General features: G+C 69.3%; 25 protein-coding genes and 3 tRNA genes. 6 read left to right on the top strand and 22 right to left on the bottom strand.

Going from position 1 to position 26,837, the window contains the following annotated elements:
* Positions 1-109: 109 nt before the first annotated feature.
* The 18 genes from AB0C22_RS27665 to AB0C22_RS27750 form a co-directional block, all read right to left on the bottom strand.
* Positions 110-4,000, bottom strand: coding sequence for a DNA-directed RNA polymerase subunit beta' (locus tag AB0C22_RS27665; RefSeq protein ID WP_208568210.1), 3,891 nt, complete (start codon positions 3,998-4,000; stop codon positions 110-112).
* Positions 4,001-4,119: 119 nt separating this feature from the next.
* Complete coding sequence (locus tag AB0C22_RS27670) at positions 4,120-7,551, bottom strand: DNA-directed RNA polymerase subunit beta (RefSeq protein ID WP_208568211.1); 3,432 nt, start codon at positions 7,549-7,551, stop codon at positions 4,120-4,122.
* A gap of 587 nt (positions 7,552-8,138) precedes the next feature.
* A complete protein-coding gene (gene rplL / locus AB0C22_RS27675; RefSeq protein ID WP_091276487.1) occupies positions 8,139-8,528 on the bottom strand; it encodes a 50S ribosomal protein L7/L12 in 390 nt (129 codons plus the stop codon).
* Positions 8,529-8,582: 54 nt separating this feature from the next.
* Positions 8,583-9,131, bottom strand: a complete 549-nt coding sequence (gene rplJ / locus AB0C22_RS27680; RefSeq protein ID WP_088644793.1) for a 50S ribosomal protein L10 — start codon at positions 9,129-9,131, stop codon at positions 8,583-8,585.
* An 838-nt stretch (positions 9,132-9,969) separates the two neighbouring features.
* Positions 9,970-10,656 (bottom strand): hypothetical protein, encoded by a 687-nt coding sequence (locus AB0C22_RS27685; RefSeq protein ID WP_357537867.1) that lies wholly within the window; start codon positions 10,654-10,656, stop codon positions 9,970-9,972.
* Complete coding sequence (locus tag AB0C22_RS27690; protein WP_357537869.1) at positions 10,653-11,585, bottom strand: ABC transporter ATP-binding protein; 933 nt, start codon at positions 11,583-11,585, stop codon at positions 10,653-10,655. Before AB0C22_RS27690 ends, AB0C22_RS27685 begins: the two co-directional genes overlap by 4 nt.
* An 80-nt stretch (positions 11,586-11,665) precedes the next feature.
* Positions 11,666-12,382 carry a 50S ribosomal protein L1 gene (gene rplA, locus AB0C22_RS27695; RefSeq protein ID WP_208568214.1) on the bottom strand — a complete coding sequence of 239 codons (717 nt, stop codon included), beginning with the start codon at positions 12,380-12,382 and terminating at the stop codon, positions 11,666-11,668.
* Between the two features lie 80 nt (positions 12,383-12,462).
* On the bottom strand, positions 12,463-12,894 hold the full coding sequence (rplK, locus tag AB0C22_RS27700) for a 50S ribosomal protein L11 (RefSeq protein WP_208568215.1): 432 nt from the start codon (positions 12,892-12,894) through the stop codon (positions 12,463-12,465).
* 184 nt (positions 12,895-13,078) lie between these two features.
* Positions 13,079-13,801, bottom strand: a complete 723-nt coding sequence (gene nusG, locus AB0C22_RS27705; protein ID WP_219464749.1) for a transcription termination/antitermination protein NusG — start codon at positions 13,799-13,801, stop codon at positions 13,079-13,081.
* A gap of 38 nt (positions 13,802-13,839) precedes the next feature.
* Complete coding sequence (gene secE / locus AB0C22_RS27710; protein WP_219464751.1) at positions 13,840-14,259, bottom strand: preprotein translocase subunit SecE; 420 nt, start codon at positions 14,257-14,259, stop codon at positions 13,840-13,842.
* 213 nt (positions 14,260-14,472) lie between these two features.
* Positions 14,473-14,545, bottom strand: a tRNA-Trp gene (locus AB0C22_RS27715).
* A 127-nt stretch (positions 14,546-14,672) separates the two neighbouring features.
* A complete protein-coding gene (locus AB0C22_RS27720) occupies positions 14,673-15,065 on the bottom strand; it encodes a MaoC family dehydratase (protein ID WP_219464753.1) in 393 nt (130 codons plus the stop codon).
* Position 15,066: 1 nt separating this feature from the next.
* A complete protein-coding gene (locus tag AB0C22_RS27725) occupies positions 15,067-15,513 on the bottom strand; it encodes a MaoC family dehydratase N-terminal domain-containing protein (protein ID WP_219464755.1) in 447 nt (148 codons plus the stop codon).
* A gap of 132 nt (positions 15,514-15,645) precedes the next feature.
* Complete coding sequence (gene rpmG, locus AB0C22_RS27730; protein WP_091242082.1) at positions 15,646-15,813, bottom strand: 50S ribosomal protein L33; 168 nt, start codon at positions 15,811-15,813, stop codon at positions 15,646-15,648.
* A gap of 132 nt (positions 15,814-15,945) precedes the next feature.
* Positions 15,946-16,018 (bottom strand) — tRNA-Met (locus tag AB0C22_RS27735).
* A 25-nt stretch (positions 16,019-16,043) separates the two neighbouring features.
* Positions 16,044-16,116, bottom strand: a tRNA-Thr gene (locus AB0C22_RS27740).
* 96 nt (positions 16,117-16,212) lie between these two features.
* A complete protein-coding gene (locus AB0C22_RS27745) occupies positions 16,213-18,732 on the bottom strand; it encodes a bifunctional diguanylate cyclase/phosphodiesterase (protein WP_219464757.1) in 2,520 nt (839 codons plus the stop codon).
* Between the two features lie 63 nt (positions 18,733-18,795).
* Positions 18,796-18,942 (bottom strand): hypothetical protein, encoded by a 147-nt coding sequence (locus AB0C22_RS27750; RefSeq protein WP_169733070.1) that lies wholly within the window; start codon positions 18,940-18,942, stop codon positions 18,796-18,798.
* A 481-nt stretch (positions 18,943-19,423) separates the two neighbouring features.
* Between AB0C22_RS27750 and AB0C22_RS27755 the strand changes: the two genes are divergently transcribed.
* From AB0C22_RS27755 to AB0C22_RS27765, 3 genes are all read left to right on the top strand, one after another.
* The gene (locus tag AB0C22_RS27755) at positions 19,424-19,936 is read left to right on the top strand and encodes a GyrI-like domain-containing protein (protein WP_357537872.1); all 513 of its coding nucleotides are present in this window, start codon (positions 19,424-19,426) and stop codon (positions 19,934-19,936) included.
* 188 nt (positions 19,937-20,124) lie between these two features.
* A complete protein-coding gene (locus AB0C22_RS27760; protein ID WP_219464761.1) occupies positions 20,125-20,643 on the top strand; it encodes a hypothetical protein in 519 nt (172 codons plus the stop codon).
* A gap of 150 nt (positions 20,644-20,793) precedes the next feature.
* Positions 20,794-21,240: a hypothetical protein gene (locus tag AB0C22_RS27765; protein WP_219464763.1), complete on the top strand. Its 447-nt coding sequence runs from the start codon at positions 20,794-20,796 to the stop codon at positions 21,238-21,240.
* Positions 21,241-21,413: 173 nt separating this feature from the next.
* Here the strand turns inward: AB0C22_RS27765 and AB0C22_RS27770 are convergent, their stop codons facing one another.
* The 3 genes from AB0C22_RS27770 to AB0C22_RS27780 are packed head-to-tail and all read right to left on the bottom strand — an operon-like array spanning position 21,414 to position 22,708.
* The gene (locus tag AB0C22_RS27770) at positions 21,414-21,956 is read right to left on the bottom strand and encodes a DapH/DapD/GlmU-related protein (protein ID WP_357537874.1); all 543 of its coding nucleotides are present in this window, start codon (positions 21,954-21,956) and stop codon (positions 21,414-21,416) included.
* A 52-nt stretch (positions 21,957-22,008) separates the two neighbouring features.
* Entirely contained in the window at positions 22,009-22,320 is a 312-nt protein-coding gene (locus tag AB0C22_RS27775; RefSeq protein ID WP_357537876.1) for a precorrin-4 C11-methyltransferase, read from the bottom strand.
* A complete protein-coding gene (locus AB0C22_RS27780) occupies positions 22,313-22,708 on the bottom strand; it encodes a hypothetical protein (RefSeq protein WP_357537878.1) in 396 nt (131 codons plus the stop codon). The genes AB0C22_RS27775 and AB0C22_RS27780 overlap by 8 nt, the downstream gene beginning before the upstream one ends.
* 446 nt (positions 22,709-23,154) lie before the next feature.
* Between AB0C22_RS27780 and AB0C22_RS27785 the strand changes: the two genes are divergently transcribed.
* From AB0C22_RS27785 to AB0C22_RS27795, 3 genes are all read left to right on the top strand, one after another.
* Positions 23,155-23,928 carry a GntR family transcriptional regulator gene (locus tag AB0C22_RS27785; RefSeq protein WP_357537880.1) on the top strand — a complete coding sequence of 258 codons (774 nt, stop codon included), beginning with the start codon at positions 23,155-23,157 and terminating at the stop codon, positions 23,926-23,928.
* Between the two features lie 34 nt (positions 23,929-23,962).
* The gene (locus AB0C22_RS27790) at positions 23,963-24,820 is read left to right on the top strand and encodes a DMT family transporter (RefSeq protein WP_357537882.1); all 858 of its coding nucleotides are present in this window, start codon (positions 23,963-23,965) and stop codon (positions 24,818-24,820) included.
* A 142-nt stretch (positions 24,821-24,962) separates the two neighbouring features.
* Positions 24,963-25,832 carry a hypothetical protein gene (locus tag AB0C22_RS27795; protein ID WP_357537884.1) on the top strand — a complete coding sequence of 290 codons (870 nt, stop codon included), beginning with the start codon at positions 24,963-24,965 and terminating at the stop codon, positions 25,830-25,832.
* Between the two features lie 112 nt (positions 25,833-25,944).
* On the opposite strand, the gene AB0C22_RS27800 is transcribed toward AB0C22_RS27795, so the two are convergent.
* Positions 25,945-26,826, bottom strand: a complete 882-nt coding sequence (locus AB0C22_RS27800; protein ID WP_357537886.1) for a hypothetical protein — start codon at positions 26,824-26,826, stop codon at positions 25,945-25,947.
* Between the last annotated feature and the right edge of the window lie 11 nt (positions 26,827-26,837).

The raw sequence follows: 26,837 nt of genomic DNA on the forward strand, positions 1-26,837 counted from the left end.
CCGTACCGGGCACTCCCCCGGCGGGCCCGGACCCGATGGCGGGTCCCGCCGGGCCCCGGAAACGACGAAGGCCCCCGGCAACACGCCGGGGGCCTTCGTCAGAGCTTGCTCAGCGGTACGACCCGAAGTCGAAGTCGTCCAGCGGAACTGCCTGGCCGCTGGCCGGCCCGAAGCCGTAGTCGGTCTCCGGGTAGCCGGTCATCGAGTAGACCTTGGCCTTCGCCTCCTCGGTCGGCTCGACCCGGACGTTGCGGTACTTGCTGATGCCGGTACCGGCCGGGATGAGCTTACCGATGATCACGTTCTCCTTGAGGCCGACCAGCGAGTCGCTGCGCGAGTTGATCGCCGCGTCGGTCAGCACCCGGGTGGTCTCCTGGAAGGAGGCCGCCGAGAGCCAGGAGTCGGTGGCCAGCGAGGCCTTGGTGATACCCATCAGCACCGGACGACCGGCGGCGGGCTCGCCACCCTCGCCGACGAGCCGGCGGTTCTCCGACTCGAACAGCGCCCGGTCGACCAGCACGCCCGGCAGGAACTCGGTCGAGCCGGAGTCGATGACCGTCACCCGCTTGAGCATCTGGCGGATGATGATCTCGATGTGCTTGTCGTGGATGAGCACACCCTGCGAGCGGTAGACCTCCTGGACCTCCTGGGTCAGGTGGACCTGGACCGCCCGCGGACCCATGATCCGCAGCAGCTCGTGCGGGTCGATGGTGCCCTCGGTGAGCTTCTCGCCGACCGCGACGTGGTCCCCGTCGTGGGTCCGCAGCCGGACCCGCTTGGAGATCTTGTCGTAGACGATCTCCTCGCTGCCGTCGTCGGGCACCACGATGATCTTGCGGGACCGCTCGCCGTCCTCGATCCGGACCCGACCCGGGGTGTCGGCGATGGGCGCCTTGCCCTTCGGGATCCGGGCCTCGAAGATCTCCTGCACACGCGGCAGACCCTGGGTGATGTCCTCACCCGCGACGCCACCGGTGTGGAAGGTACGCATCGTCAGCTGGGTACCCGGCTCACCGATCGACTGGGCGGCGATGATGCCGACCGCCTCGCCGACGTCCACGGTCTTGCCGGTCGGCAGCGAGCGGCCGTAGCACGCACCGCAGACGCCCAGCTTCGACTCGCAGGTGAGCACGCTGCGCACCCGGACCGTCTCCACCCCGGCGGCGACGATCTTGTCGACCCCGATGGAGTTGATGTCCTGACCCCGGTGGGCCACCACGGTGCCGTCCGGCCCCTTGATGTCGTCGGCCAGGGTACGGGCGTGCACGCTGGTCTCGGCGTGCTCGTGCACGACCAGCCGGCCACCCTCCAGACGCTCGCCGATCTGCATCGGGATCGCCCGGTCGGTGCCGCAGTCCTCCTCGCGGATGATCACGTCCTGCGAGACGTCCACCAGACGACGGGTCAGGTAACCCGAGTCGGCGGTACGCAGCGCGGTGTCGGCCAGACCCTTACGGGCACCGTGGGTGGAGATGAAGTACTCCAGCACGGACAGACCCTCCCGGTAGCTGGCCTTGATCGGCCGCGGGATGATCTCGCCCTTCGGGTTGGCCACCAGACCACGGATCGCCGCGATCTGCCGGAGCTGGAGCAGGTTACCGCGGGCACCCGAGTTGATCATCTTCCACAGTGGGTTCTCCTGCGGCAGCGCGGTGTCCATCTCCTTGGCGACCTCGTTGGTCGCCTTGGTCCAGATCTCGATGAGTTCGCCGCGACGCTCCTCGGCGGTCATCAGACCACGCTGGTACTGCTTGTCGATCCGGTCGGCTTCCGCCTCGTACTTCGCCAGGATCTCCGCCTTGCGCGGCGGCGCGATGACGTCCTCCATGCCGATGGTGACGCCGGACCAGGTGGCCCAGTGGAAGCCGGCCTCCTTGAGCCCGTCCAGGGTGGCGGCCAGCGCCACCTTCGGGAAGCGCTCGGCGAGGTCGTTGACGATCGCGGAGAGCTGGCCCTTGCGGATCTCGTAGTTCACGAACCGGTAGCCCTGCGGCAGCGTCTCGTTGAACAGGACCCGCCCCAGCGTGGTCTCCACGGTCAGCGGCTGACCCTCGACCCAGCCCTCGGGGGCGACCCAGGGCTCGCCGCCGTTGCCGTTGTCGACACCGATCACGTCCCGCAACCGGATCTTGACCGGGGTCTGCAGGTGCAGCTCGCCCGCGTCGAAGGCCATCCGCGCCTCGGCGTCCGAGCTGAACGCCCGGCCCTCACCGATGCCACCCGGGGTCAGGTGGGTGAGGTGGTAGAGACCGATGACCATGTCCTGGGTGGGCATGGTGACCGGCTTGCCGTCGGCCGGCTTGAGGATGTTGTTCGACGACAGCATCAGGATCCGCGCCTCGGCCTGGGCCTCGGCCGACAGCGGCACGTGCACCGCCATCTGGTCACCGTCGAAGTCGGCGTTGAACGCGGTGCAGACCAGCGGGTGGATCTGGATCGCCTTGCCCTCGACCAGCTGCGGCTCGAACGCCTGGATACCCAGGCGGTGCAGCGTCGGCGCGCGGTTGAGCAGCACCGGGTGCTCGCCGATGACCTCTTCCAGCACGTCCCACACGACCGGGCGCTGCCGCTCGACCATCCGCTTGGCGGACTTGATGTTCTGCGCGTGGTTGAGGTCGACCAGCCGCTTCATCACGAACGGCTTGAACAGCTCCAGCGCCATCTGCTTGGGCAGGCCGCACTGGTGCAGCTTCAGCTTGGGGCCGACCACGATGACCGAACGGCCGGAGTAGTCGACGCGCTTGCCGAGCAGGTTCTGCCGGAACCGGCCCTGCTTGCCCTTGAGCATGTCGGACAGCGACTTGAGCGGGCGGTTACCCGGACCGGTGACCGGCCGGCCCCGACGGCCGTTGTCGAACAGCGCGTCGACGGCCTCCTGGAGCATCCGCTTCTCGTTGTTGACGATGATCTCGGGGGCGCCGAGGTCGATCAGCCGCTTGAGCCGGTTGTTCCGGTTGATCACACGGCGGTACAGGTCGTTGAGGTCGGAGGTCGCGAAGCGGCCACCGTCGAGCTGCACCATCGGGCGCAGGTCCGGCGGGATGACCGGGACGCAGTCCAGCACCATGCCCAGCGGCGAGTTGCGGGTGTTCAGGAACGCCGCGACGACCTTCAGCCGCTTGAGCGCGCGGATCTTGCGCTGGCCCTTGCCGGAGCGGATGGTCTCGCGCAGGCTCTCGGCCTCGGCGTCGAGGTCCATGTTCTGGACCAGCGCCTTGATGGCCTCGGCACCCATGCCGCCGGTGAAGTACTCGCCGAACCGGTCACGCAGCTCGCGGTAGAGCAGCTCGTCGGTGACCAGCTGCTTCGAGTCGAGCTTGCGGAAGGTGTCGAGGACCTCGTCGAGGCGGTCGATCTCGCGCTGGGCCCGGTCGCGGATCTGGCGCATCTCGCGCTCTCCGCCCTCCTTGACCTTGCGCCGGACGTCCGCCTTGGCACCCTCGGCCTCCAGCTCGGCCAGGTCGGCCTCGAGCTTCGCGGCCCGCTTCTCGATCTCCGAGTCGCGGCTGTTCTCGGACTGCCGCTTCTCGGCGAGGATCTCGTTCTCGATCGTCGAGAGGTCACGGTGACGCGCCTCGGCGTCCACGCTCGTCACGACGTACGAGGCGAAGTAGATGATCTTTTCGAGGTCCTTGGGGGCGAGGTCCAGCAGGTAGCCCAGCCGGCTCGGGACGCCCTTGAAGTACCAGATGTGGGTCACCGGAGCGGCCAGCTCGATGTGCCCCATCCGCTCACGGCGGACCTTGGACCGGGTCACCTCGACGCCACAGCGCTCACAGATGATGCCCTTGAACCGGACCCGCTTGTACTTACCGCAGTAGCACTCCCAGTCCCGCTGAGGGCCGAAGATCTTCTCGCAGAAGAGCCCGTCCTTCTCCGGCTTGAGGGTGCGGTAGTTGATCGTCTCAGGCTTCTTGACCTCACCGTGCGACCACTGGCGGATGTCATCCGCGGTCGCGAGGCCGATACGCAGCTCGTCGAAGAAGTTGACGTCGAGCACTATGTCCCCTATGTCGTCGTCTGTACAGCTAGATCACGGGCGGGGGTGGGGGCCGGCCGACTCGCGTCGGACTCACGCCTGACCGCCCGAACGAATCGGCCGACCCCCACCGCCACCACCTACACCTCTTCGACCGAGCTCGGCTCGCGCCGGGACAGGTCGATGCCCAGCTCCTCCGCGGCCCGGAACACCTCGTCGTCGGTCTCGCGCATCTCCAGGGCCACCCCGTCGCTGCTGAGCACCTCGACGTTCAGGCACAGCGACTGGAGCTCCTTGAGCAACACCTTGAACGACTCCGGGATGCCCGGCTCGGGGATGTTCTCGCCCTTGACGATCGCCTCGTAGACCTTGACCCGGCCCAGGACGTCGTCGGACTTGATGGTCAGCAGTTCCTGCAGGGCGTAGGCGGCGCCGTACGCCTGCATGGCCCAGCACTCCATCTCACCGAAACGCTGGCCACCGAACTGCGCCTTACCACCCAGCGGCTGCTGCGTGATCATCGAGTACGGACCGGTCGAACGCGCGTGGATCTTGTCGTCGACCAGGTGGTTGAGCTTCAGGATGTAGATGTAACCGACCGCGATCGGGTCGGGCAGCGGCTCGCCGGAACGACCGTCGAACAGCTGCGCCTTGCCGGAGGAACCGATCAGCTGCTTGCCGTCCCGGTTGGGCAGGGTCGACGAGAGCAGACCGGAGATCTCCTCCTCGCGGGCACCGTCGAAGACCGGCGTGGCCACGTTGGTGTCCGGCTCGGACTCGTGCGCCTCGATCGACCGGAGCTGACGCTTCCAGTCGGTGTCGTCGCCGTCCACGCTCCAGCCCGTCTTGGCCACCCACCCGAGGTGGGTCTCCAGGACCTGGCCGATGTTCATCCGGGACGGCACACCCAGCGGGTTCAGCACGATGTCGACCGGGGTGCCGTCCTCCAGGAACGGCATGTCCTCGATCGGCAGGATCTTCGAGATGACACCCTTGTTGCCGTGCCGGCCGGCGAGCTTGTCGCCGTCCTGGATCTTGCGCTTCTGGGCGACGTACACCCGGACCAGCTCGTTGACGCCCGGCGGCAACTCGTCGCCGTCCTCGCGGGAGAAGGTCCGCACCCCGATGACCGTGCCGGTCTCGCCGTGCGGCACCTTCAGCGAGGTGTCCCGGACCTCACGCGCCTTCTCACCGAAGATCGCGCGGAGCAGCCGCTCCTCCGGGGTCAACTCGGTCTCGCCCTTCGGCGTGACCTTGCCGACCAGGATGTCGCCGGGGACGACCTCCGCGCCGATCCGGATGATGCCGCGCTCGTCGAGGTCGGCGAGCATCTCCTCGCTGACGTTCGGGATGTCCCGGGTGATCTCCTCCGGGCCGAGCTTGGTGTCCCGGGCGTCGACCTCGTGCTCCTCGATGTGGATCGAGGTGAGCACGTCCTGCTGCACGAGGCGCTGCGACAGGATGATCGCGTCCTCGTAGTTGTGGCCCTCCCAGCACATGAACGCCACCAGCAGGTTGCGTCCGAGCGCCATCTCGCCCTCGTCGGTGCACGGACCGTCGGCGATGACCTGGCCGGCCTCGACGCGGTCGCCCTCGAAGACGACCGGCTTCTGGTTGACGCAGGAGCCGGCGTTGGAGCGGCGGAACTTGTGCAGCAGGTACGTCCGGCGGTGGCCGTCGTCCTGGTGGATGGTGATGTAGTCGGCGCAGAGATCCTCGATCATGCCACCGACCTCGGCCACCACCACGTCACCGGCGTCGACCGCGGCACGGTATTCCATGCCGGTGCCCACCAGCGGCGACTCCGCCTTGACCAGCGGCACCGCCTGACGCTGCATGTTGGCGCCCATCAGCGCGCGGTTGGCGTCGTCGTGCTCCAGGAACGGGATCATCGCGGTCGCGACCGAGGTCATCTGCCGCGGCGACACGTCCATGTAGTCGACGGCACCGGGGACCACGTCCTCGGTCTCGCCACCCTTACGGCGACACAGCACCCGGTCCTCGGCGAACGTGCCGTCCGCCTTGAGCGGCGCGTTGGCCTGCGCCTTGACGAACCGGTCCTCCTCGTCCGCGGTCAGGTAGTCGATCTGGTCGGTGACCCGACCCTCGACGACCTTCCGGTACGGCGTCTCGATGAAGCCGAACGGGTTGACCCGGGCAAAGGTGGACAGCGCGCCGATCAGGCCGATGTTCGGGCCTTCCGGCGTCTCGATCGGGCACATCCGGCCGTAGTGGGACGGGTGCACGTCACGGACCTCGAAGCCGGCCCGCTCCCGGGACAGACCACCCGGGCCGAGCGCGCTCAGCCGCCGCCGGTGGGTCAGGCCCGCCAGCGGGTTGGTCTGGTCCATGAACTGGGACAGCTGCGACGTACCGAAGAACTCCTTGATCGCCGCCACCACCGGGCGGATGTTGATCAGGGTCTGCGGCGTGATCGCCTCGACGTCCTGGGTGGTCATCCGCTCGCGGACGACCCGCTCCATCCGGGAGAGACCGACCCGGACCTGGTTCTGGATCAGCTCACCCACGGTACGCAGGCGACGGTTGCCGAAGTGGTCGATGTCGTCGGCCTCGTAGCCGTCCTCACCGGCGTGCAGCCGGCAGAGGTACTCCACGGTGGCGACGACGTCGTCCTCGGTCAGCGTGCCCGTGGTGATCGGCACGCTGAGCTCGAGCTTCTTGTTGAACTTGTAGCGCCCGACCTTGGCGACGTCGTACCGCTTCGGGTTGAAGAAGAGGTTGTCGAGCAGGGTCTGGGCGTTCTCGCGGGTCGGCGGCTCGCCAGGGCGGAGCTTGCGGTAGATGTCGAGCAGGGCCTCGTCCTGGCCGGCGATGTGGTCCTTCTCGAGCGTGGTCATCATCAGCTCGGACCAGCCGAACTTCTCGCGGATCTGCTCGGCGGACCAACCGATGGCCTTGAGCAGGACCGTGACGGCCTGCCGGCGCTTACGGTCGATGCGGACGCCGACCGTGTCACGCTTGTCGATGTCGAACTCCAGCCAGGCACCCCGGCTGGGGATGACCTTGACGCTGGAGAGGTCGCGGTCGGAGGTCTTGTCCGGCTCCTTGGAGAAGTACACGCCCGGAGACCGGACGAGCTGGCTGACCACGACGCGCTCGGTGCCGTTGATGATGAAGGTGCCCTTGGGCGTCATCATCGGGAAGTCACCCATGAACACCGTCTGGCTCTTGATCTCGCCGGTGGTGTTGTTGGTGAACTCCGCCGTCACGAACAGCGGGGCGCAGTAGGTCAGGTCCTTCTCCTTGCACTCCTCGATCGAGGCCTTGACCTCGTCGAAGCGCGGTGCCGAGAAGGACAGCGACATGGTGCCGGAGAAGTCCTCAATGGGACTGATCTCGTCGAGGATTTCCGCGAGACCCGAGCGTGCGTGCGGGTCGTCCGCCGACCGGCCCTGCCAAGCCTCGTTGCCGACGAGCCAGTCGAAGGACTCGTTCTGGATGGCAAGGAGGTTGGGGACCTCGAGGTGTTCGGTGATCCTGCCGAAAGAAACTCGGCGGGGAGCGAAAGCGCTCGACGTACGACTGGTCTTCGCAGGGCGGGAAGCTGCCAAGATGCGTCCTTCCGAGGACCGGTGCTGCAGAACGGCTGGTACGCGTGCACTCCAATGACCCCACCAGAAATATCCGTAACCGGACATTTCCGAGCAGGGGTCAAGTCGGAAGGCAGCGCAAACTAGCAGTGTAGCCGAGAGGCTAACCGCTGTCCAGCCCATCCCGCAGGTCGTCGCGGAACGTGCCTCGGCACCCCGGAAAACCGGGGTCGCACCGGCCGCTCGGAACGCGAGTTCCTGTCGGGCCACTCGGATGCAGCGGCTGCTGGTACTGCCGCAGCCAATACCCAAGAGGTGGCCGTCGCAAGCGCGGAAGGTCTTGCTGGTGTCAGCGTGCCTGGCAGGTCGGGGCCACGTCAAGAGCCTGCTTCCGGCTGCTCGGCGGGTTTCCCACGGACGGGCTACCCGCCAGAGTCCCCACCGCATCACGCACCGGGTGCGAACACCCTGCTCACGCCACTGATACCCGGAGTCACCAAGCATGACGGGCGGTGATCCGTTGTCGGATCACCGCCCGTTCAGTTTGCGGTGTGCCACGGCTCACGTGAGCCGGCCCCCGCCAAGGTCGACCCGAGGTCGACCTCAGGTCACTTGAGGGTGACCTTGGCGCCTTCGCCCTCGAGCTTGGCCTTGGCCTTCTCGGCGGTCTCCTTGTTGACCTTCTCCAGGATCGCCTTCGGGGCGGCCTCGACCGCGTCCTTGGCCTCCTTGAGGCCCAGGCCGGTCAGCTCACGCACGACCTTGATGACCTGGATCTTCTTGCCACCGTCGGCCTCGAGGACGACGTCGAACTCGTCCTTCTCCTCCTCGACCGGAGCGGCGGCGGCGCCACCGGCACCACCGGCAGCGGCAACCGCGACCGGGGCGGCGGCGGTGACCTCGAAGGTCTCCTCGAACTGCTTCACGAACTCAGAGAGCTCGATCAGCGTCATCTCCTTGAACGCGTCGAGCAGCTCGTCGGTGCTGAGCTTCGCCATGTCTGGCGTCCTTTCTCGCAATGAAAATTAAGAACGTGGTGCGCCGGGAGGGCCTCAGGCCGCCTCGGCGCCCTCCTGCTCGCGCTTCTTGTCCGCCAGGGCGGCCGCCGCACGGGCGGCCTTGGAGAGCGGTGCCTGGAACAGGGCTGCGGCCTTGCTCAGGTTGCCCTTCATCGCGCCGGCCAGCTTGGCCAGCAGCACCTCACGGGACTCCAGGTCGGCGAGCTTCGTGACCTCGGCCGCGGAAATGGCCTTGCCCTCGAAGACACCGCCCTTGATGACGAGCTTCGGGTTGGCCTTCGCGAAGTCGCGAAGACCCTTCGCCGCCTCGACGACGTCGCCCGAAACGAAAGTCAGCGCGGTAGGACCGGTGAACAGCTCGTCGAGGCCGGAGATGCCCGCCTCGGTCGCGGCACGCTTTGCCAGCGTGTTCTTCGCGACCGTGTAGGTGGTCTCCTTGCCGAGCGAGCGCCGCAGCTGGGTGAGCTGGGAAACCGTCAGACCACGGTACTCGGTGAGCACCGCAGCGCCCGAGGTACGGAAGCTCTCGGTCAGCTCAGCGACGGCCGTGGCCTTGTCGGCCCGGATCGGCTTGTCCGCCATGTCCCTCCTCTCTCGTTACTCGGAGCTGGTCGCCGTCGGGGAGCACAAGGCCCTGCGACGGCGCCGAAGGCGTCACGACAACGAAAAAGCCCCGGCGCAGGGCGCGCGGGGCGAGGACCGGAGCGATCACCATGGTCGGCAGACCACGGGGAGGAACCGTATTACGCTTACCGCCCTGCGCGGGTCGCCCGTCGTCGCGGAGCCTTCGACCGTGCCGGAGCACGGTGACCAGCGGTCTCTGGGTGGAACTACCGGCCCAGGTTACGCGACACGTCCACCCATCGCCAAATCGCCCCCACCCGCCCTCTCGCCCCACCCCCACCCCCAGCCCCACCCCCACCCCCAGCCCCACCCCCACCCCCAGCCCCACCCCCAGCCCCAGCGCCAGCGCCAGCGCCAGCGCCAGCGCCAGCGCCAAGATCGTGCAGCTTCCTGGTTGTAGTGGTCTCGCGCGGCGGGCGCTGAGGCCACTACATCCTGGATTGAGCACGATCTTGGCGAGCCCGCGACTGTTGCCGGCAGGTCGGGAGCAGTGCGGGGTCGAGCAGCAACGGCCCGACCAGACCGAGCCGATCAGGAGAAGGCCGCGCCGAGCCAACCACGTCAGGCCACGTCGAGCCGGATCAGGACAGGGCCGCGCCGACCCCAGCCACGTCAGGCCGCGTAGGCCGGGTGAAGCCATGACACGCCGGACCAGATCGGGCCCCACCCCGCACGTCAGGCCGCGTCGGACCAGGCGGAGCCATCACACGCCGGACCAGATCGGACCCCACCCCGCCCCGCCACGGTGGGTGGGTGGTCGGCGGACGGTCAGGGGATCGCTGCCTCCAGGTCCGGGTCAGGGGCGGGTCCGCCGCCACCAGGCGTAGCCGGTCAGCGCCACCCCGGCCCAGGCGAGCGCCCAGCCGGAGAGCAGCAGGGCGGTGCCGGCCGGCAGGGAGCCGGCGAGCGCCCGGGCAGTGGTCAGCACCGGCGGCACCAGCCAGGGCGCCACCGAGCCGCGCAGGCCCAGTGCCAGGGTGCCGACCGCACCCACCGCGAGCACCGCGACGCCGTAGCCGGCGGTGCGGGTCAGCGCCCGGCTCGCCAGCGCGCCCAGGGCCACCGCCGGCAGCAGGGCGAGCAGGTGGGCCCAGAGCCCGAGCGCCAGCGCCGCCACCACCGGCAGGTCACCCGGGCCCGGCGTGGTCACCCCGCCGACCAGCCACGGGAATCCCAACGCCACCAGCACCGTGCCCACCCCGGCGACCAGGGCCGCGAGCAGCCCGGCGATCCACTCGCGGGCCGGCCCCACCGACACCATGGCCAGCCGGCGCTGCACGTCCGGTTCGACGTCCAGCAGGATCTTGGCCTGCCAGGCCAACACCGGAAAGAGCACCACGGCGCTGACGCCGTACGCCTCCGCCGGCCGGGCCCGGCCGCCGCCGTACAGGATGCCGAGGGTGAGTAGGCCGGCCAGCACCGGTGCCAGCGCCCGTCCGGTACGCAGGAAGCCGGCCAGCCGCATCCGGACCAGCGCGCTCACCGGGCCACCTCCCCGGGCCGGCCACTGCGCGCCGGGTCGGCTGTCGACCCGGCGTCAGGAGGCGGGGCGCCCACCGACGGCTCCGCCGCCCCCGCAGGCCCACCGGTGGCCGGGGCCCCGGCCCGCCCCGGAGACGGGTCAGCCACCGACGAGGACGGGACGGGTGTGGGCGGCACGAGCACCGGCGTGGGCGGGGTGGCGGGTTCGCGTACCCGCAGGATGTGGTGGCCGTCGGCGCGCAACCGGGCGACGGTGCCGGCCACCCGCGCGGCCGGCACCGCGACCTCGACCACGGCGACGGCCGCATCGCCGGTGGCCGCCTCCTCGGTGACCAGTCCGTCGGCCACCGTCCAGTGCCGGGCGCCGGGGAGCCGGACCGTCTCACCGCGGTGGTCACTGACCAGGACCGCTCCCCCGTCGGCCAGCACCTCGTCGATCAGCTCGGGCACCAGGCCCCGGGCGGCCGAGTCCAGCCCCTCCCAGGGCTCGTCGAGCACCAGCAGGCCCGGGGTGCGCAGCATCGCCTGAGCCAGGCCCACCTTCTGCGCGGTGCCCTTGGACAGGTCGGGCAGGCGGACCTCGCGGAACGGGGTCAGCCCCAACCGGTCGGTCCACCGGTCGACGGCCCGGTCGGTGTCGGCCCGGCCGAGGCCGGCGACCCGGCCCATGGCGGTCAGATAGCGGGTCACCGTGCAGGGCTGGTCGGCGGGGAACCGCTCGGGCACCCAGCCGACGTGCCGGGGCCGGTCGACCACCCGGCCCCGGGCCGGCCGCAGCACCCCCGCGCAGAGTTGCAGCAGGGTCGACTTGCCGGCCCCGTTGCGGCCGAGCACCACCGCCACCTCGCCCGGGTCGAGCCGGGCCGTGACGCCGCGCAGCACCCATGGGCCGCCCCGGCCGTATCGAAGCCGGACGTTCTCCAGTCGCATGGGAGGAGCCTGCCACAGTGCGACATGCGGAAGGGCCCCGCCACTGTCCGTGGCGGGGCCCTTCGCGGGAGAAGCCGGGCTCAGCCCTCGGCGCCGGTCTCCTGGAGGTTCTTCACCACGTTCGGGTCGACCGGGACACCCGGACCCATGGTGGTGGCCAGGGTGACCTTCTTGAGGTACTTGCCCTTGGCCGCGGACGGCTTGGCGCGCAGGACCTCGTCGAGCACCGCGGCGTAGTTGTCGATCAGCTGGGTCTCGGAGAACGAGGCCTTGCCGATGATCAGGTGGAGGTTGGAGTGCTTGTCCACCCGGAAGGTGATCTTGCCGCCCTTGATGTCCGAGACGGCCTTGGTGACGTCCATGGTCACCGTGCCGGTCTTCGGGTTCGGCATCAGGCCGCGCGGGCCCAGGATCCGCGCGATCCGGCCGATCTTGGCCATCTGGTCCGGAGTGGCGATCGCCGCGTCGAAGTCCAGCCAACCGCCCTGGATCCGGGCGACCAGCTCGTCCGTGCCCACCTCGTCGGCACCGGCGGCGACGGCCTCCTCGGCCTTCGCGCCGGCGGCGAAGACGATCACGCGGGCGGTCTTACCGGTGCCGTGCGGCAGGTTGACCACGCCGCGGACCATCTGGTCCGCCTTGCGGGGGTCGACGCCGAGGCGCATGGCGACCTCGACCGTGGCGTCGAACTTGGCGCTGGTGGTGTCCTTGGCGAGCTTGACCGCCTCGGCCGGGGTGTAGAGCTTCGACTTGTCGACCGCCTCGGCGGCCTTGCGGTACGTCTTGCTGCGCTGCATCTCGGGTTACTCCTGTGGTCTCTGGCGGGCCGCGGGTGACGCGCGCCCTCCCACGAACTGATCTTGGGGACCGACCGGGGTCAGTCGTTGACGACGATGCCCATCGACCGGGCGGTGCCGGCGATGATCTTCGCAGCCTGGTCGATGTCGTTGGCGTTGAGGTCGACCATCTTCTTCTCGGCGATCTCGCGCACCTGGGCCTGGCTCACCGAGCCGACCTTCTGGCTCTGCGGCACACCGGAACCCTTGTCGACGCCGGCGGCCTTGAGCAGCAGCCGGGCGGCGGGCGGGGTCTTCAGGACGAAGGTGAAGGACCGGTCCTCGTACACGCTGATCTCGGCGGGGACGATGTCGCCCCGCTGGGCCTCGGTCTGCGCGTTGTAGGACTTGCAGAACTCCATGATGTTCACGCCGTGCTGACCGAGCGCGGGGCCCACCGGCGGAGCCGGAGTCGCCTGGCCCGCCTTCAGCTGAAGCGTGAACGTCTTGACGAGCTTCTTCTTCGGAGGCATGTCACTTCCTGGGGCTTGGAACTGGGAAAGGTGCCGGCCACGGGCGCGCACGGTCAGCGCGGTACCACAGCGACGACGTTCAAGAGTAGCGCAGCGCCCGACAGCGCCCCGCGCCGAGGTCCGCGCCGGGGGTAACGACGTCGCCGGCGGCGGGCTGCTGCCCCACCGCCGGCGACGAACGTCGTCAGATCTTGGCGACCTGGTTGAAGTTCAGCTCGACCGGGGTCTCCCGGCCGAAGATCGACACCAGCACCTTGAGCTTCTGCTGGTCGGCGTTGATCTCGCTGATCGTCGCCGGCAGCGAGGCGAACGCCCCGTCGGTGACGGTGACCGAGTCGCCCACCTCGAAGTCGAGGACCCTGATCTCGGGCTTGGCCTTCTTCTGCTCGGTCTCCACCGCCGGAGCCAGCCACTTGAGCACCTCGTCGAGGCTCAACGGTGCCGGCCGGTCGGCCCGGTCGGTCGCCCCCACGAAGCCGGTGACCCCCGGCGTGTTGCGCACACACGAGTAGGACTCCGCGGTCAGCTCCATCCGGACCAGGATGTAACCGGGGAAGACCTTGGCCTGGATCTGGGAACGCTTGCCGTTCTTGACCTCGACCTCTTCCCGGGTCGGCACCTCGACCTGGTAGATGAACTCCTCCATGTCGAGGGAGGTGATCCGGGTCTCGAGGTTGGTCTTGACCTTGTTCTCGTAACCGGCGTACGAGTGCACCACGTACCAGTCGCCGGGCGCGTAGCGCAGCTTCTGGCGCAGCTCGGCGACCGGGTCGTAGTCCTCGTCCGGCTCGGGCTCCGTGGTCGGGAACTCCGGCTCGCTGGCGGCCTCGACCGACTCGTCACTCGCCGCCGTCGCGACCGTGGACTGGTCGTCCGTGGTCCCGGCGGTCTCGTCGTACTCAGGCACGCTTGCTCACTTCCGTCACTATCGGCTCAGTCGGCCGGTCAGCTGGGGCTGCCGAAGACCCACAGCACGCCCTTCGCGAAGGCGAAGTCGAGAAGGCCCACGATCGTCAGCATCACCGCGACGAAGGTGACCACCACAGCGGTGTAGGTCAGCAGTTCCTTGCGGGTCGGCCAGATGACCTTACGCAGCTCGGCGACGACCTCGCGGAAGAAACGCGCGATGCGGGCGAACGGCCCCACCCGGTCGGTCTCGGACCGGGTCTTCGGCTTGCTGTCGGCAGCACCCGCACGGGTCCGCGACCGGGTCGCGGTACCGCCCCGGGATACCGGCTCGTCCGCGTCGGTGGCGTCGTCGTCGGGGGCGTCGTTGTCGGCGGTCACCTCGTCGACGACCTCGTCGCGCTCGTCGCGCAGACCGTCGTCGCCGGCGTCCTCGCCGCGCCGCTTGCTCTCGGCCACTTCGCCCTCCGTCGCGGGATGTCGGTTCGTACGCCGGGAGGCGTACGCGGCGCTGGTCACGCCGGCCGGACCAACCGTCCCGCGACGGGCCGCGGCCGGCGGACCGGACGAAGGGCCCCGGGTCGCCCCGGAACCACCCCGCCGATGCCACCACCACGGGCCGGACGCCGCCTTGCGGCGGCGCGACCCACGGGAACGGTCAGGCCTGAGGCGCAGGGGTGACAGGACTTGAACCTGCAGCCTGCGGTTTTGGAGACCGCTGCTCTGCCAATTGAGCTACACCCCTGTGCGGCAACGCTCTCCCCACCCGACCTGCACGGCCGGGCAGGGGTCACTTGCCCCACGGCGGACCAGTGTACGGGTAGCGCCCCGACTTTCCCAACCGGTCCCGCCCGGTACGTTTCGACAGGCCGTCAGCCGGTCGTCCGCACGACCGCCCGCGCCTGCGAGAGGATCTTCTCCTCACCGCACCGGGCGGTCACATCGAGCCTGGTCAGCCCGGCTTCGGTCACCTCCTTGACCACCGCGTCCACGGTGATCTCGGTGCCCTCGTCGTCGTCCGGGACGACCACCGGCCGGGTGAAGCGCACCCCGAACTCGACCACCGCGTCGGGTGCGCCGGCCCACTCGGTGACCGCCCGACCGACCAGCGCCATGGTGAACATGCCGTGGGCGATCACCCCGGGCAGACCCACCCTGGTGGCGGTCCGGTCGTTCCAGTGGATCGGGTTGAAGTCGCCCGAGGCGCCCGCGTAGCGGACCAGGTCCGCCCGGGTCACCCGGAACGTCCGGGTCGACAGTTCCACGTCAGGACTCCCCACGTACGACGAGCTTGGACCAGACGGCGACCACCGGCTCACCGGCCGAGGTGGTCACGTCGGTGCGGGTGGTCAGGAAGGCGTGCCCACCCCGGTTGCTGATCTCCTCGATGGTGTTCACGCAGACCAGCTCGTCCCCGGCCACCACCGGCCGGGTGTACGCGAAGCGCTGGTCGCCGTGGACCACCCGGCTGTAGTCGACCCCGAGCGCCGGATCGTCGACGATCTGCTGGCTGGCGGCCATGGTGATCAGGACCGGGAAGGTGGGCGGGGCGACCACGTCCGGGTGGCCGAGGGCACGGGCCGCCGCCGGGTCGTGGTGGGCCGGCTCGGTCGCTCCGATGGCGGTGGCGAACTCGCGGATCTTTTCTCGGCCCACCTGGTAGGGGGCGGTCGGCGGATACGTCCGGCCGACGAAGGACGGGTCCAGGGACATGCCGCCGAACCTACACGGGACGCACGAACGCCGACCCGTACGGGCAGGCGGCTGTGAAGGCCGCGCCATCCGTGCGGATCGGCGTCCGGGGTGATCGCTTGCGGACCGGGCCGGCCGGTGGCCGACCGAGGGTCAGCGGGTCTCGCGGTGGGCGGTGTGCTTGCCGTCCCGGGGGCAGAACTTCTTCAGCTCGATGCGGTCCGGGTCGTTACGGCGGTTCTTACGCGTGATGTAGTTGCGCTCCTTGCACTCCACACACGCCAGAGTGATCTTCGGCCGGACATCGGTCGCCTTCGCCACGGCGGAGTGCCTTCCTCGCTACGGATATCAACTACAGCGCATCAGCCTACGCGGAAGATGCCTGGACATGCAAAGTGGGCGCCTATGGCGCCCGTCCCACTCACCACCGGGGATGAGCCCGGAGGACGAGAGTAGCGGTGGCCGGAATTGAACCGGCGACACAGCGATTATGAGCCGCTTGCTCTGCCATCTGAGCTACACCGCCGAGGCGGATCCCAAAGGACCCTCTGAGCCCCCTTACGGAATCGAACCGTAGACCTTCTCCTTACCATGGAGACGCTCTGCCGACTGAGCTAAGGGGGCCTACCCGATCACCCCGGAGGGCGTCGCGCAGGGGATACATTACACGGCACCGCGCCGGGGGTGAAATGGGATCCCCCGATACCGCGTCGGCACAGCTCAGGGCACTACGCGGAGCCTCGGCAGCTCATCCGCGCCGGTCGCCTCCTGGTCCGCCTGGGCACCGAACCAGGCCTCCAACCGCTCGTACGGCAGCGGCCGGCTGAACAGGAAGCCCTGCCCGATCTCGCAGCCGATGTCCTGGAGGAGTTCGAGGGTCAGCTCGCTCTCCACCCCCTCGGCCACCACGGACAGGCCGAACTGCTGGGACAGCGACACCACCGCGTTGACGATCGCCAGGTCCCCGGGGTCGGTCGCCATGCCCTGCACGAACGACTGGTCGACCTTCACCTCGTGCACCGGCAGCCGGCGCAGCTGGGCCAGCGACGAGTTGCCGGTGCCGAAGTCGTCGACCGCCAGCCGGACGCCGAGGTCCCGCAGCCGGCGCAGGGTGGGGATGGGCCGCTCGGTGCCGTCCAGCACCGCCGCCTCCGGGATCTCGACGGTCAGCAGCTGCGGCGGGACGCCGTACTCGGTCAGCAGCTCCCCCACCCGGTCCGGGAAGTGCCGGTCGGTCAGCGAACGGGCGGCGATGTTGACCGCCACCGCCAGCGGCTGCCCGGTGTGGCTCCAGTCCCGGCTGCGGCGCAGCCCCTCGCGCAGCACGAACTCGGTGAGCCGACCCAGCTGGCCGGTGTGCTCGGCCACCGCGACGAAGTCCTCCGGGGAGACCGTGCCGTGCGCCGGATGCTCCCAGCGGGCCAGGCACTCCACCCCGAGCAGGCGACGGTCCCGCAGGGTCACCTTCGGCTGGAAGTAGACCTCCAGCTCCCCCTCGTCGAGAGCGCGACGCAGGTCACCGGCGAGCCCGAGCCGGCGCAGCGACCGCGACTCCAGCGCCGGGTTGAACAGCTGCACGCTGCCCGGCACCGCCTTGGCCGCGGTGGCCGCCAGGTCGACCCGTTGCAGCAGCACGGCGGCGTCACTGCCGTGATCCGGATGCACGGTCACCCCGACGGCGGTGTCCACGTCGAGGGTGAGCGCGTCGAAGACCATCTCGTCGCGGATCTGCTCGCGGAGCTGGCCGGCCAGCTCCAGGGCCGCCTCGGCGTTCTCCAGCCGCAGCGTCACCAGGAACTCGTCGCCCCCGGCCCGACCCACCAGGGCCGACGACGGGGCGCAGGCGCGCAACCGCTCGGCCACCTCGACGAGGACCTTGTCCCCCGCCGCGTGCCCCAACGACTCGTTGACCTGCCGCAGCCCGTCCACGTCGAAGAGCAGCACGGCGACCACCTCGCCCGGCGCGCGGATCTTGACCGCCTCGGCCAGCGCGGCGGTGATCCGCCGCCGGTTGGGCAGGCCGGTCAGCGCGTCGTGGTAGGCGTCGTGCCGCAGCCGGTCGACCAGCCGGGAATTCTCCAGGGCGACGGCGGCGTGCGCGGCGACGGTCTCGAAGACGGGGATGTCGCTCGTGGTGAAGTGGCCGATGTCGCTGAGCCGGTTGGTCACCTCCAGGGTGCCGATCACCGCCTGGCCGGACCGCAACGGCACCACGATGGCGTCCTTGACCTGCTGGGCGCCCACCTCACGACGCAGCGCGGTGTCGTCGCCGAGCAGTCGGCCGATGGACAGCGTCTTGCCCAGCTCACGGGCCTGTTCCCGGAAGACCGTCGGGGTGGGTGCGACGTCGAGCAGGCCCGGGGTGTCGACCCGGGCGGTCAGCAGCACCTCGGGGTGCCGGCGCTGGGCGGGCAGCCAGAGGGTGGCGTACTCGGCCTGCATCAGGCCCCGTACCCGGTCCAGGAGGATGTCGGCGATCGCCCCCTCGGCGCTGTTGGTGAGCAACCGGGTCAGGTCGTACATGCCGGTGAGGGTGCGGTGCTGCCGGAAGAACTGCGAGTAGGAGCGGTAGACCTGGAACAACGCCGCGAACAACGCGGCCAGCAGCAGCGCCGACCACCAGGTGGTCTTCAACGCGATCAGGACGAGCAGGCCGACCGAGGCGTTGATGGAGGTGGTGAGGAAGACCGACGGCGCGGTACGCAGCGCCTCCCGGCCGGCCTGCCAGCCCTGGAGCAGTACGTGCACCCCGGCCACCGAGAGCAGACTGACCAGAGTGATGGTGTTGACCGCCAGGAACAGGCTGCCCCAGGTCCCCGGCCCGACCCCCTTGATCGGGGGCAGGGCCAGCAGGAGCAGCCCGGCCAGCGAGGTGGCCGCCGCCGCTTTCGCGACGTTGAACCACAGCTTGGCCGGAGCGAACCGGTGCGACGCGCTCCAGATCAGCACGGAGAGCGTGTAGATCAGCACCACCGTCAGCGGTGGCAGGAAGAAGAGCGCGACGACGAGGGGCACCTCGGTCAACGTCACCCCGACCGACTGCCGCCGGACGATCACGTTGAGAACCGGGATGCTGATCCCCGTCATCGCCACGAAGAGCACGAACGCCAAGCCCCACTCCCCGAACTCGGGAAGCAGGACACCGATCGCGGTGCTGAAGACGATGGCCAGCAAGGCCAAGGGGGCGGTGATGAACCAGGCGCGTTCGGTGGACTTACGCCGCTGATCTCGGCTGGCCATGCGCCACCCTCTCCCTGAGAGACGTCACCCCCAGGACACCGGGAGCGGGGACGACGCGGGGGCTTAGCGCGCGCCGCCCATCGTCCAGACGACGTCCGCCATTTGCGCGCTGCCGTCGATGGACTGAACGCCGGCTACGGCGAGTCCACCGAGGATGGTGGCGAGCACGAGGAGCGAGCCAAACAGCCGGCCCAGCCTTCGACCAGACATGATTGCTCCTGTCGAGAGAGTGTTCACGGGGGATGGTGGAGGTTCCACGATCGTGCCACACCTCGGGTACCCAGAAAAGCGGGGAGAGCGGCGCTGGTCCGAGCAGCGGAGAGGTTCCGCCGTTCGGACCACCGCCGTCACCTCCCCGTGCCAGATCAGCGGCACCAGGACGGGTAACAGCCTCCACGAATCGCCCAATGTCACTATCGACGCAAACCCGATCTTTAACGGCGCGGGGCCGCTGCCCGGGCGGCAGGGCGACCGTCGTATTCGAGGGTCGCGACGACTGCTCCCGGAACCGTCACATCGATCACCATAGCTCATTTCGTCAGGTACGGAAGCGGCCTGTCGGGAGTCGACGGACTCCGCACCAGATCAACGACAAAACGCGCTAACGGTGGCGAGCTGGCGCGAGCAGGCGAAACACCCGCCAGAGGCGGTCGGACCCCGTGATGTCGCACCCCGATGGTGTCGTGAATCCATGACATCGCAGACACCGGTGACGCCGGTGATCGAGGAACGGGCGGTCCAGCCCTACGTGGGGATCCGACGCACGGTGACGATGGGGACCATCGGCGATGCCGCGGACGCCCTGTCGGACCTGTTCGGCTGGCTGGCGGCGCAGGGGATCGCCCCGGCCGGCCCGGACTTCCTGCGCTACCACGTGATCGACATGGCGCGGGAGCTTGAGGTCGAGGCGGGCGTACCGGTCCCGGCCGACGCGCAGATCACGGTCGAGACGCCCATGCGGACCGGCGTGCTGCCGGCCGGCCGCTACCTCACCACCACCCACGTCGGCGACCCCGACGAACTGGTCGCGGTGACCGGGGCGTTCCTGGAGTGGGCGGAGCGCAACGGGTTGCGCTGGGACGTCAGCGACACCGGGGCGGGCGAGCGCTGGGGCTGCCGGCTGGAGATCTACCACCTCGGCCCGGACGACGACCCGGACCGGAGCACGTGGCAGACGCAGCTGGCCTTCCGACTGGCGGACTGACGAGGACGGGCGGACCATCCGTACGCCATCCGCACAGCACCACTGCTATCAGGCAATTTGCAGTATCTGCCGCTTTACTTGAATTTCGGGCCAGGGTTTTCAAGTACGGCGAGCTACTGCGAGAAGCGGATGGCTCGCCGGGTGGTTATCCCGGAGACAACGTCGGCGTGACGGCGGACCATGTGCCGGTGCAACCAGACGATGTGCTCACCCGCCTCCAGGAGGCCGCCGTCCTGTGGAGCGTCGGGTCGGGCACGCCGGCCGAGGTGGTCGAGGCGGCCTGCGACTGCCTGATAGCGGGGGTGGACAGCCCGACGCTTCGGATCCTTGCGGGCATTTCGGCCGATCCAGGCGGCGAGAGCGACGAACTACGTCGGTGGCTCGGGGATACGCTGGCGGAACTCTCGCTGACCTTCTTCCCGCAGGGCAGCCGGGCGGGTGAGGACGAAGCCGTCCGGATCATGGCCCGCCGGTTGCTCGACCGGACGATCACCGCCCGCGCCCTCACCTCCTGGGCGTACGGGTTCATCACCCGGGACGGGACTCCGCTGGCGGCCGGGCTCATCGACCTTGAGTACGCGTACGAGATCGTCGAGGCCGTCGTCCACGACGGGCAGCCGTACCCGGACGATGCGGCTGCCGGAGTCGATGCGGACGTGGTCGCCGAAGCGCGGCGGCTGATCGGCGGCACAGCGGAGAACGACTGAGCCACCGCCGTCAGCCGAGTTGCCGCCTCGACGTCCGTGGTGTTCCGGCCGCCAGGGACTCCGCCCGGCCGCGCTGCTCGCACCGCGACCAGGGGATACCTGGGATGGTTTGGGGGTATGTCGGGGGTTATGGCAGGTCAGAACGGTGCGATGGACGAGGAGCACGCGCGGCCGGCGGGAGTCGACGACGCGACGGTCGAGGCGTTGGGCAAGCTGAGTGAGGCGTTGGAGACGATCCACCGGGTGCGCGGGCACCTCTACTCCGCGCACCAGCTCGTCGGCGGCGCGGATCTCACCCTGGACCGGGTGGTGGAGTTGCTGCGCGGGGCCGGGCACGACGAGGTGGCCGACCGGGTCGAACACGAGCTGCTGGGGCGCAACCTACTGCCCGGCCGGTGGACGTTCCAGATCGTGGAGGAGTTCGACGACGGCTACTACGCCACGTTCCAGGAGATCGAACGGGACGCCCGGGAGAAGCTGGCCGGCGGCCGGCGGCACCTCTACGAGGCCGAGATGAAGCAGCGGCGGCGTACCCACGGCATGCCCGGCCACGAGGCCACGCCGGAGTCGGCGCGGCCCGACCGCGACGGCCGCTGACCGACCCGGCCGCGACGGGCTGCATAACGGAACCGACGGCGCCGGGCGGAGCGGGACGCACGATCGACTCAGGGGAGGCGACGTAGCGGTATCCGGCCAGCCTGAATACCGCTACATCGACCCCCGGGCGAGGCGGGTGAGGTCATCCCGGCCCACCGGCAAGGCGGGTGGGGTCACCACTGGCGGCGTACCGTCGCTTTGGGGCCGGTGACCAGGGTGGCGGGCGGGATGTCGTCGGCGACCACCGCGCCGGCCGCCACCACGGCGTCGCGGCCGATGCGGACGCCGGGGAGGATCGTCACGCCGGCCCCGATCCAGACGTTCTCCGCCACGTCGATGGGCGCACCGGTCAGCCACTCCCGCCGCTGCACGGGGTCGACCGGGTGGCCGAGGGTGATGAAGGTGGCCTTCGGACCGACCATGACGCCCTCGCCGAGCCGAATGCCGGCGTAGTCGAGGAACGTGCAGTTCTGGTTGATGAACACCCGCTCCGCGATCTCCAAATTAAGGCCGTGATCGGTGTAGAACGGCGGATAGATGGTCACCCGCGCCGGCAGCGGCCGGCCGAGGAGCTGCACCAACAGCTCCGCCCGGCCGGCCTCGTCGGCGAAGGGCAGCACGTTCAGCCGGGAGGTCAACTCGGTGGCCCGCAGCACCCTCGCGGCCATCGCCTGGAACTCGGGGCTGTGGATGCGCATGAAGCGGTCGTCGGCCATCCCGCGATCCTCGCCGACGCCGCCGCCCCGGGGCGCTGCGGGCCACCGCCGTTCACCGCCGCTCCCCCGCCTGCCCCGGCGGGCCGACCGGTGCCCGCATCAGCCGCCGCGCCTGGGTCAACTCCTCGATGAGCCGGTCCACCTGCCCGCTCGACAGCAGCACCGCCTGGGTGCCGCCGTACCGGGTCGCGTCCAGCTTGATCGACGGTTCGCGCCGGATGAACCGGTCGACGAGCAGTTGCAGGCTCACCCAGCCGGTCCGCTCCCGCCCCACGGTGGCGAGGAACCCCCGGTGCATCGGGTCGTTCGGCCCGCACCCCCGGCACCACACCGGACAGACGACCGGCCGACCACCCTCACTCATCGCCGGCCCCCGGACCGCCGCCCGGACCGGCGACCCGATCGGCCCCCGGCGGGCCACCGTCGCCCCGGCCCGGATCGCCCCGGTCGGCGGCCTGGGTCAGCAGGTCGCGCAACTGGTCCGCCAGCTCGGCGGCCTGAGGCAGGGACAACTCGGCCCAGGCGTTGCCGGCCCGGCAGGTCGCGTGCACCCCGACGAGCGGCGCACCCGGGACTTCCGCGCTGATGAGGTACGTGACGACGAGGCCACTCGCCCGACTCTCACCGACCCGCAGCATCGGGCCACGATGCCGGCGGGCCATGTGCGGCATCACCGGCGGAACCAGGAAACCGCACCGCTCGGGGGTACACCACGGCGGGTGGGTGGTGGTCGGCTTACCGGTACGGGTCATCGCCGCCACCGCCCACCGTTACCCCGACGTGCCTGGCCCACCGTCAGCAGCGGGGCACACCGCAGGGTGGGCAGTTCGCGGGTCACCTCGACCGACCACCATGGCGTGGCGAGCGGAGGTGCAGTGGACGGGCCCGGCGGGGCGTTGCGGCGGACAGGTCGTGACGGTGAACGCCTTCGAGACCGCCAGGACGAGAACCAATCGCATCGACGATGAGTGCCGGACATCACACCTCCACAGGTAACCGGGGCGAGGACCCCGGGTTGCTTGGCTGCCAGCGGCATGGCCTGGCCCTCCGAACGGCCTGAGTCCAAGACCGGCTCACGACAGGACCGACATTGGCGGCAACTGGCTTAAGCCAGCTTCGATGAAGGGTGGCAGGCTGTCAATAGCTGGCTTGAGCCAGTTGCGCTAGCCTGGGTACCACCTTGAGGAGTGGTGATCCGATGAGTGACCAGCAGGAGCGGCAGCCTCCGAGCCGCCGCATCGCCGAGGAGCTACGGGCCGCGATAATGCGCGGTGACCTCGGCGACGGCGACCAACTACCTTCCGAACGCGATCTGGCCGCCAGATACGCCACGGCCCGCAACACCGCCCGAGAGGCGTTGGGCATCTTGCAGGCCGAGGGCCTTGCCCAGGCCCAACACGGCCGAGGCGTGTTCGTACGCCTGCGGCGTCCGCTGATGAGGATGGGTCGTGACCGGTACTCCCGCCGGGCGCGGAACGAGACGGGACTTTCGCCGTTCCGCATCGAGGTGGAGCGGCAGGGACGCATCCCGCACACGGAGTGCCGGTCGGTGACCACCGTCCAGCCGCCCGCCGAAGTCGCCCAACGGCTGGGGCTCGACACCGGCCAGGAGGTCATCCGGCGAGAGAACTGGTACTTCGCCGACGACGAGCCCATGCAGGTCGGGGTGACCTACATCCCGACAGCGGTGGTCGAGGGATCACCGCTGGCGAGTGAGAAGAAGCTCGGCCGAGGCAGCATCTACCAGCGGTTCGAGGATCTCGGTTACCCGATCGCGCGTATCCGCGAGGAGGTGAGTGCCCGCATGCCGACGCCCGAAGAGGTGAAGGGACTCTCGATGCCACCGGGTGTGCCCGTGATCGAGTTGCTGCACACCAGCCTTGATGGTGACGGACGAGCCTTCGAGGTGACCCGGTTCGTCATGCGCGCCGACGTGAACGGCCTGGACTACGACATGCCCGTTGAGGACTGACCACCGGCGGGTCACTCGGGCAGGTATCGCCCGGGTGGCCGGTCTCGCGCTGCTGTGGGGTTCCGGCTTTCTCTGGATCAAGCTCGCGTTGCGCGGCTTCAACCCGGTGCAGATCGTGTTCGCCCGGCTCCTGCTCGGCTTCCTGGTCCTGACCCCGATCGCGCTGTCCCGGGGACTCCGCTTTCCAAGGCACAAGCGACTCTGGGGTCACCTGTTCGTGGCCGCCATGGTCGCCAACGCCGTGCCGTACCTGTTGTTCAGCGTCGCGGAGGAGACGATCGGCTCCAACGTGGCGGGGGTGCTGAACGCGACCACGCCGCTGTGGACGCTGCTGCTGGCATTCCTCGTCGGCGTCGACCGGGCCGTCACCGTCAAGAAGGCCGCCGGCTTCGCCCTCGGGTTCCTCGGGGTCGTGGTCATCTTCTCGCCGTGGGAGTCCGCGAGCGAGATCGCCAGTTGGGGCGGCCTCGCCTGCCTCGCCGCAGCCGCCAGCTACGGGCTCGGCTACGTCTACATGGGCCGGTTCCTGACCGGGCGCGGAATACCGCCGCTCATGCTGTCGGCGGCTCAGCTCGGCGCGGCTGCCGTTCTGCTGGTCCCGGCGCTGCCGTTCGCCGGACTGGAGTCGCCGGTGTGGCGGCTCGACGCGGTGGCGAGCCTGCTCGTCCTCGGGGTGCTCGGCACCGGGGCCGCCTACGTCCTGAACTACCGCATCATCGACGACGAGGGGCCGACCGCCGCTTCGGTGGTCACCTACCTGCTGCCCGTCGTCGCGGTGCTTCTCGGTTGGGCCTTCCTCCGCGAAGCCGTCACGACCGCAATCGTGGCCGGCATCGCCCTGGTCCTCGCCGGAGTCACCCTGACCCGGAAACGTTCCACCGAAATCGGATAACCCACACTTCACATCGATCAGCAATCCTCGTACCCGGGTGGTGCGGATGGCCCGCCCGTCCTGATGGTCACCGAGTCGAAGCCGGCCACCGACGCTCCCCGCTGAATCGGATCGTCGGCTCTGAACCGCGTGGAGGACGCTGATGCAGGTCGTCATGGCAACCCGCCCGGCCAAGCCCGACCAGCCCAACGAAGACTTCACCGGTGCCGTACCGAATGCCGTCGTCCTGCTCGACGGTGCCGGCCTGTCCGGCACCACATCTACCTGTCTCCACGGCGTCGCCTGGTACACCCGCCGGCTCGGCGGGGCGCTGCTCGGCCAACTGGCGGCCGACGACGGCCAGGATCTCACCGCCATCCTCGGCCAGGCGATCGTGGAGGTTGCCGACGCGCACCGGGACACCTGCGACATCAGTGATCCGAGCAGTCCGTCAGCAACCGTCACCATCTTTCGGATCGACGACGACCGCGCCGATTACCTCGCGCTCGCCGACTCCGTGCTGGTCCTCGACCACGCCGGGGACGCCCCCGAAGTGATCACCGATGGCCGGGTCGATGCCGTCGGTAGCCGCTACCGTGCCGCGATGGACGCCGCCCCGAACGGAACCGTCGAACACGACCGGGCGCTCCGCGAGTACATCGAAGCCCTCCGCGCCCACCGCAACCAGCCCGGCGGCTTCTGGGTCGCTGCCGACGACCCGGGGGTGGCGGCGGAAGCGCTGACCGGGAGTCTGCCCGTCTCGGGAGTCAGGGGTGCTGTCTTACTCAGTGACGGGGCCAGCCGCATCGTGGACCACTTCGCCCTGGCAGATTGGCCGGCAGTTCTCGCGCTCATCGCTGTGGAAGGGCCAGCCGAGATCATCCGGCGGGTCCGGGCGGCGGAGGCCGGCGATCCGCACGGCAGACGGTGGCCGCGCGCCAAGGCGTCCGACGACGCCACGCTGGCCGCGTGCACCCGGTTTGCCGCCCGACAGGCACCCGCTGGATCGGGCCTCGCTCCCTGGCGAACATGATCGAAAAGCGACACGTGTATGACACGGTCGGCCCAGTCGACCGGTCGGAGGGGACGGATACGAGACTGAGGTGCTAGCCATCCACAATCCACCCACGCGCAGAACGTCCAGATCAGTAGTAGAGGAACCCGCGGATCACCCCGATGACCGCCAGCAGGATGACAACCCCCCATACAACGTTCCGTCCAGTCGAGCCGAAGATCAAATAGGCGATCTGCGCCAGCAAGAAGATCGAACTCAGCACCAAATCTACGAGCAGCAGCACGAGGGTGAGCGCCAAGCGCAGCAGGAACCAGACAAACCCCAGGCCGTACCACTTGTCGATTGTCGAGTCGTCGTATGCCCAGCGGGTGAGCACGAAGGGCTTGTAGAGGGAGGAGTCCCAGCCCTGGCTCCACTTCACGCCAACGCTGGACCAGTACGAGTCCCCACCTTCCTTCACTTTCGCTTGATCCACTCGCTTGAACTGGATCCTCTTGACAGCGCCACCGGTGACGTCGATCAAGACTTGGCCATCGTTGACCTGGATGGTGGTGGTTCCGTTCACGACCACGGTGAGCTGGTCGCGTCCGGTCTGAACCTTGAACACACTGTCGAACCCGGTGGCACCCTTCTTGCGGTCCCGAAGCAAGACGTAGATCGTGCTTCCGTCTCGAGGTGGGAGGGAGTACTCCGCTCCGATCGAGAACTCGCCGATCGGGGTGACGATGCTCGTCTCGCCCTCAACCGCAACGCCATCCGGACCGACTGTCAGGGCCACCGGCAGCAGCGCAGGCTTGTATTTGACCTTGCCCTTACCCTCCCCCTCCGGGTTGCAGCCCGCGAGTACCAGCGCTAGGAGCAGCGGGATAAGCGTCAACCACATGGCGCGGTCTCGATATCGCCGTACTGGTGCAAGGCTTCGGGTGCCCGCCGTTGCCACCTCCCGATCGCAGGCAGAATGCACCTTCACCGTGTACCGCCCGCCTGAGCTGAAACCCTCGACGCCGAGCAAGCTACACATGG

The organism is Micromonospora sp. NPDC048894 (assembly GCF_040649765.1).
In the GTDB taxonomy this organism is placed as follows: domain Bacteria; phylum Actinomycetota; class Actinomycetes; order Mycobacteriales; family Micromonosporaceae; genus Micromonospora; species Micromonospora antibiotica.

Excerpts from the sequence above, each read along its gene's own strand:
- rplL (WP_091276487.1), bottom strand. The coding sequence starts at position 8,528 with ATGGCGAAGCTCAGCACCGACGAGCTGCTCGACGCGTTCAAGGAGATG.
- rplJ (WP_088644793.1), bottom strand. The coding sequence starts at position 9,131 with ATGGCGGACAAGCCGATCCGGGCCGACAAGGCCACGGCCGTCGCTGAG.
- AB0C22_RS27690 (WP_357537869.1), bottom strand. The coding sequence starts at position 11,585 with ATGCGACTGGAGAACGTCCGGCTTCGATACGGCCGGGGCGGCCCATGG.
- rplA (WP_208568214.1), bottom strand. The coding sequence starts at position 12,382 with ATGCAGCGCAGCAAGACGTACCGCAAGGCCGCCGAGGCGGTCGACAAG.
- rplK (WP_208568215.1), bottom strand. The coding sequence starts at position 12,894 with ATGCCTCCGAAGAAGAAGCTCGTCAAGACGTTCACGCTTCAGCTGAAG.
- AB0C22_RS27725 (WP_219464755.1), bottom strand. The coding sequence starts at position 15,513 with ATGTCCCTGGACCCGTCCTTCGTCGGCCGGACGTATCCGCCGACCGCC.
- AB0C22_RS27745 (WP_219464757.1), bottom strand. The coding sequence starts at position 18,732 with ATGGCCAGCCGAGATCAGCGGCGTAAGTCCACCGAACGCGCCTGGTTC.
- AB0C22_RS27750 (WP_169733070.1), bottom strand. The coding sequence starts at position 18,942 with ATGTCTGGTCGAAGGCTGGGCCGGCTGTTTGGCTCGCTCCTCGTGCTC.
- AB0C22_RS27755 (WP_357537872.1), top strand. The coding sequence starts at position 19,424 with ATGACATCGCAGACACCGGTGACGCCGGTGATCGAGGAACGGGCGGTC.
- AB0C22_RS27765 (WP_219464763.1), top strand. The coding sequence starts at position 20,794 with ATGGACGAGGAGCACGCGCGGCCGGCGGGAGTCGACGACGCGACGGTC.
- AB0C22_RS27770 (WP_357537874.1), bottom strand. The coding sequence starts at position 21,956 with ATGGCCGACGACCGCTTCATGCGCATCCACAGCCCCGAGTTCCAGGCG.
- AB0C22_RS27775 (WP_357537876.1), bottom strand. The coding sequence starts at position 22,320 with ATGAGTGAGGGTGGTCGGCCGGTCGTCTGTCCGGTGTGGTGCCGGGGG.
- AB0C22_RS27780 (WP_357537878.1), bottom strand. The coding sequence starts at position 22,708 with ATGACCCGTACCGGTAAGCCGACCACCACCCACCCGCCGTGGTGTACC.
- AB0C22_RS27785 (WP_357537880.1), top strand. The coding sequence starts at position 23,155 with ATGAGTGACCAGCAGGAGCGGCAGCCTCCGAGCCGCCGCATCGCCGAG.
- AB0C22_RS27795 (WP_357537884.1), top strand. The coding sequence starts at position 24,963 with ATGCAGGTCGTCATGGCAACCCGCCCGGCCAAGCCCGACCAGCCCAAC.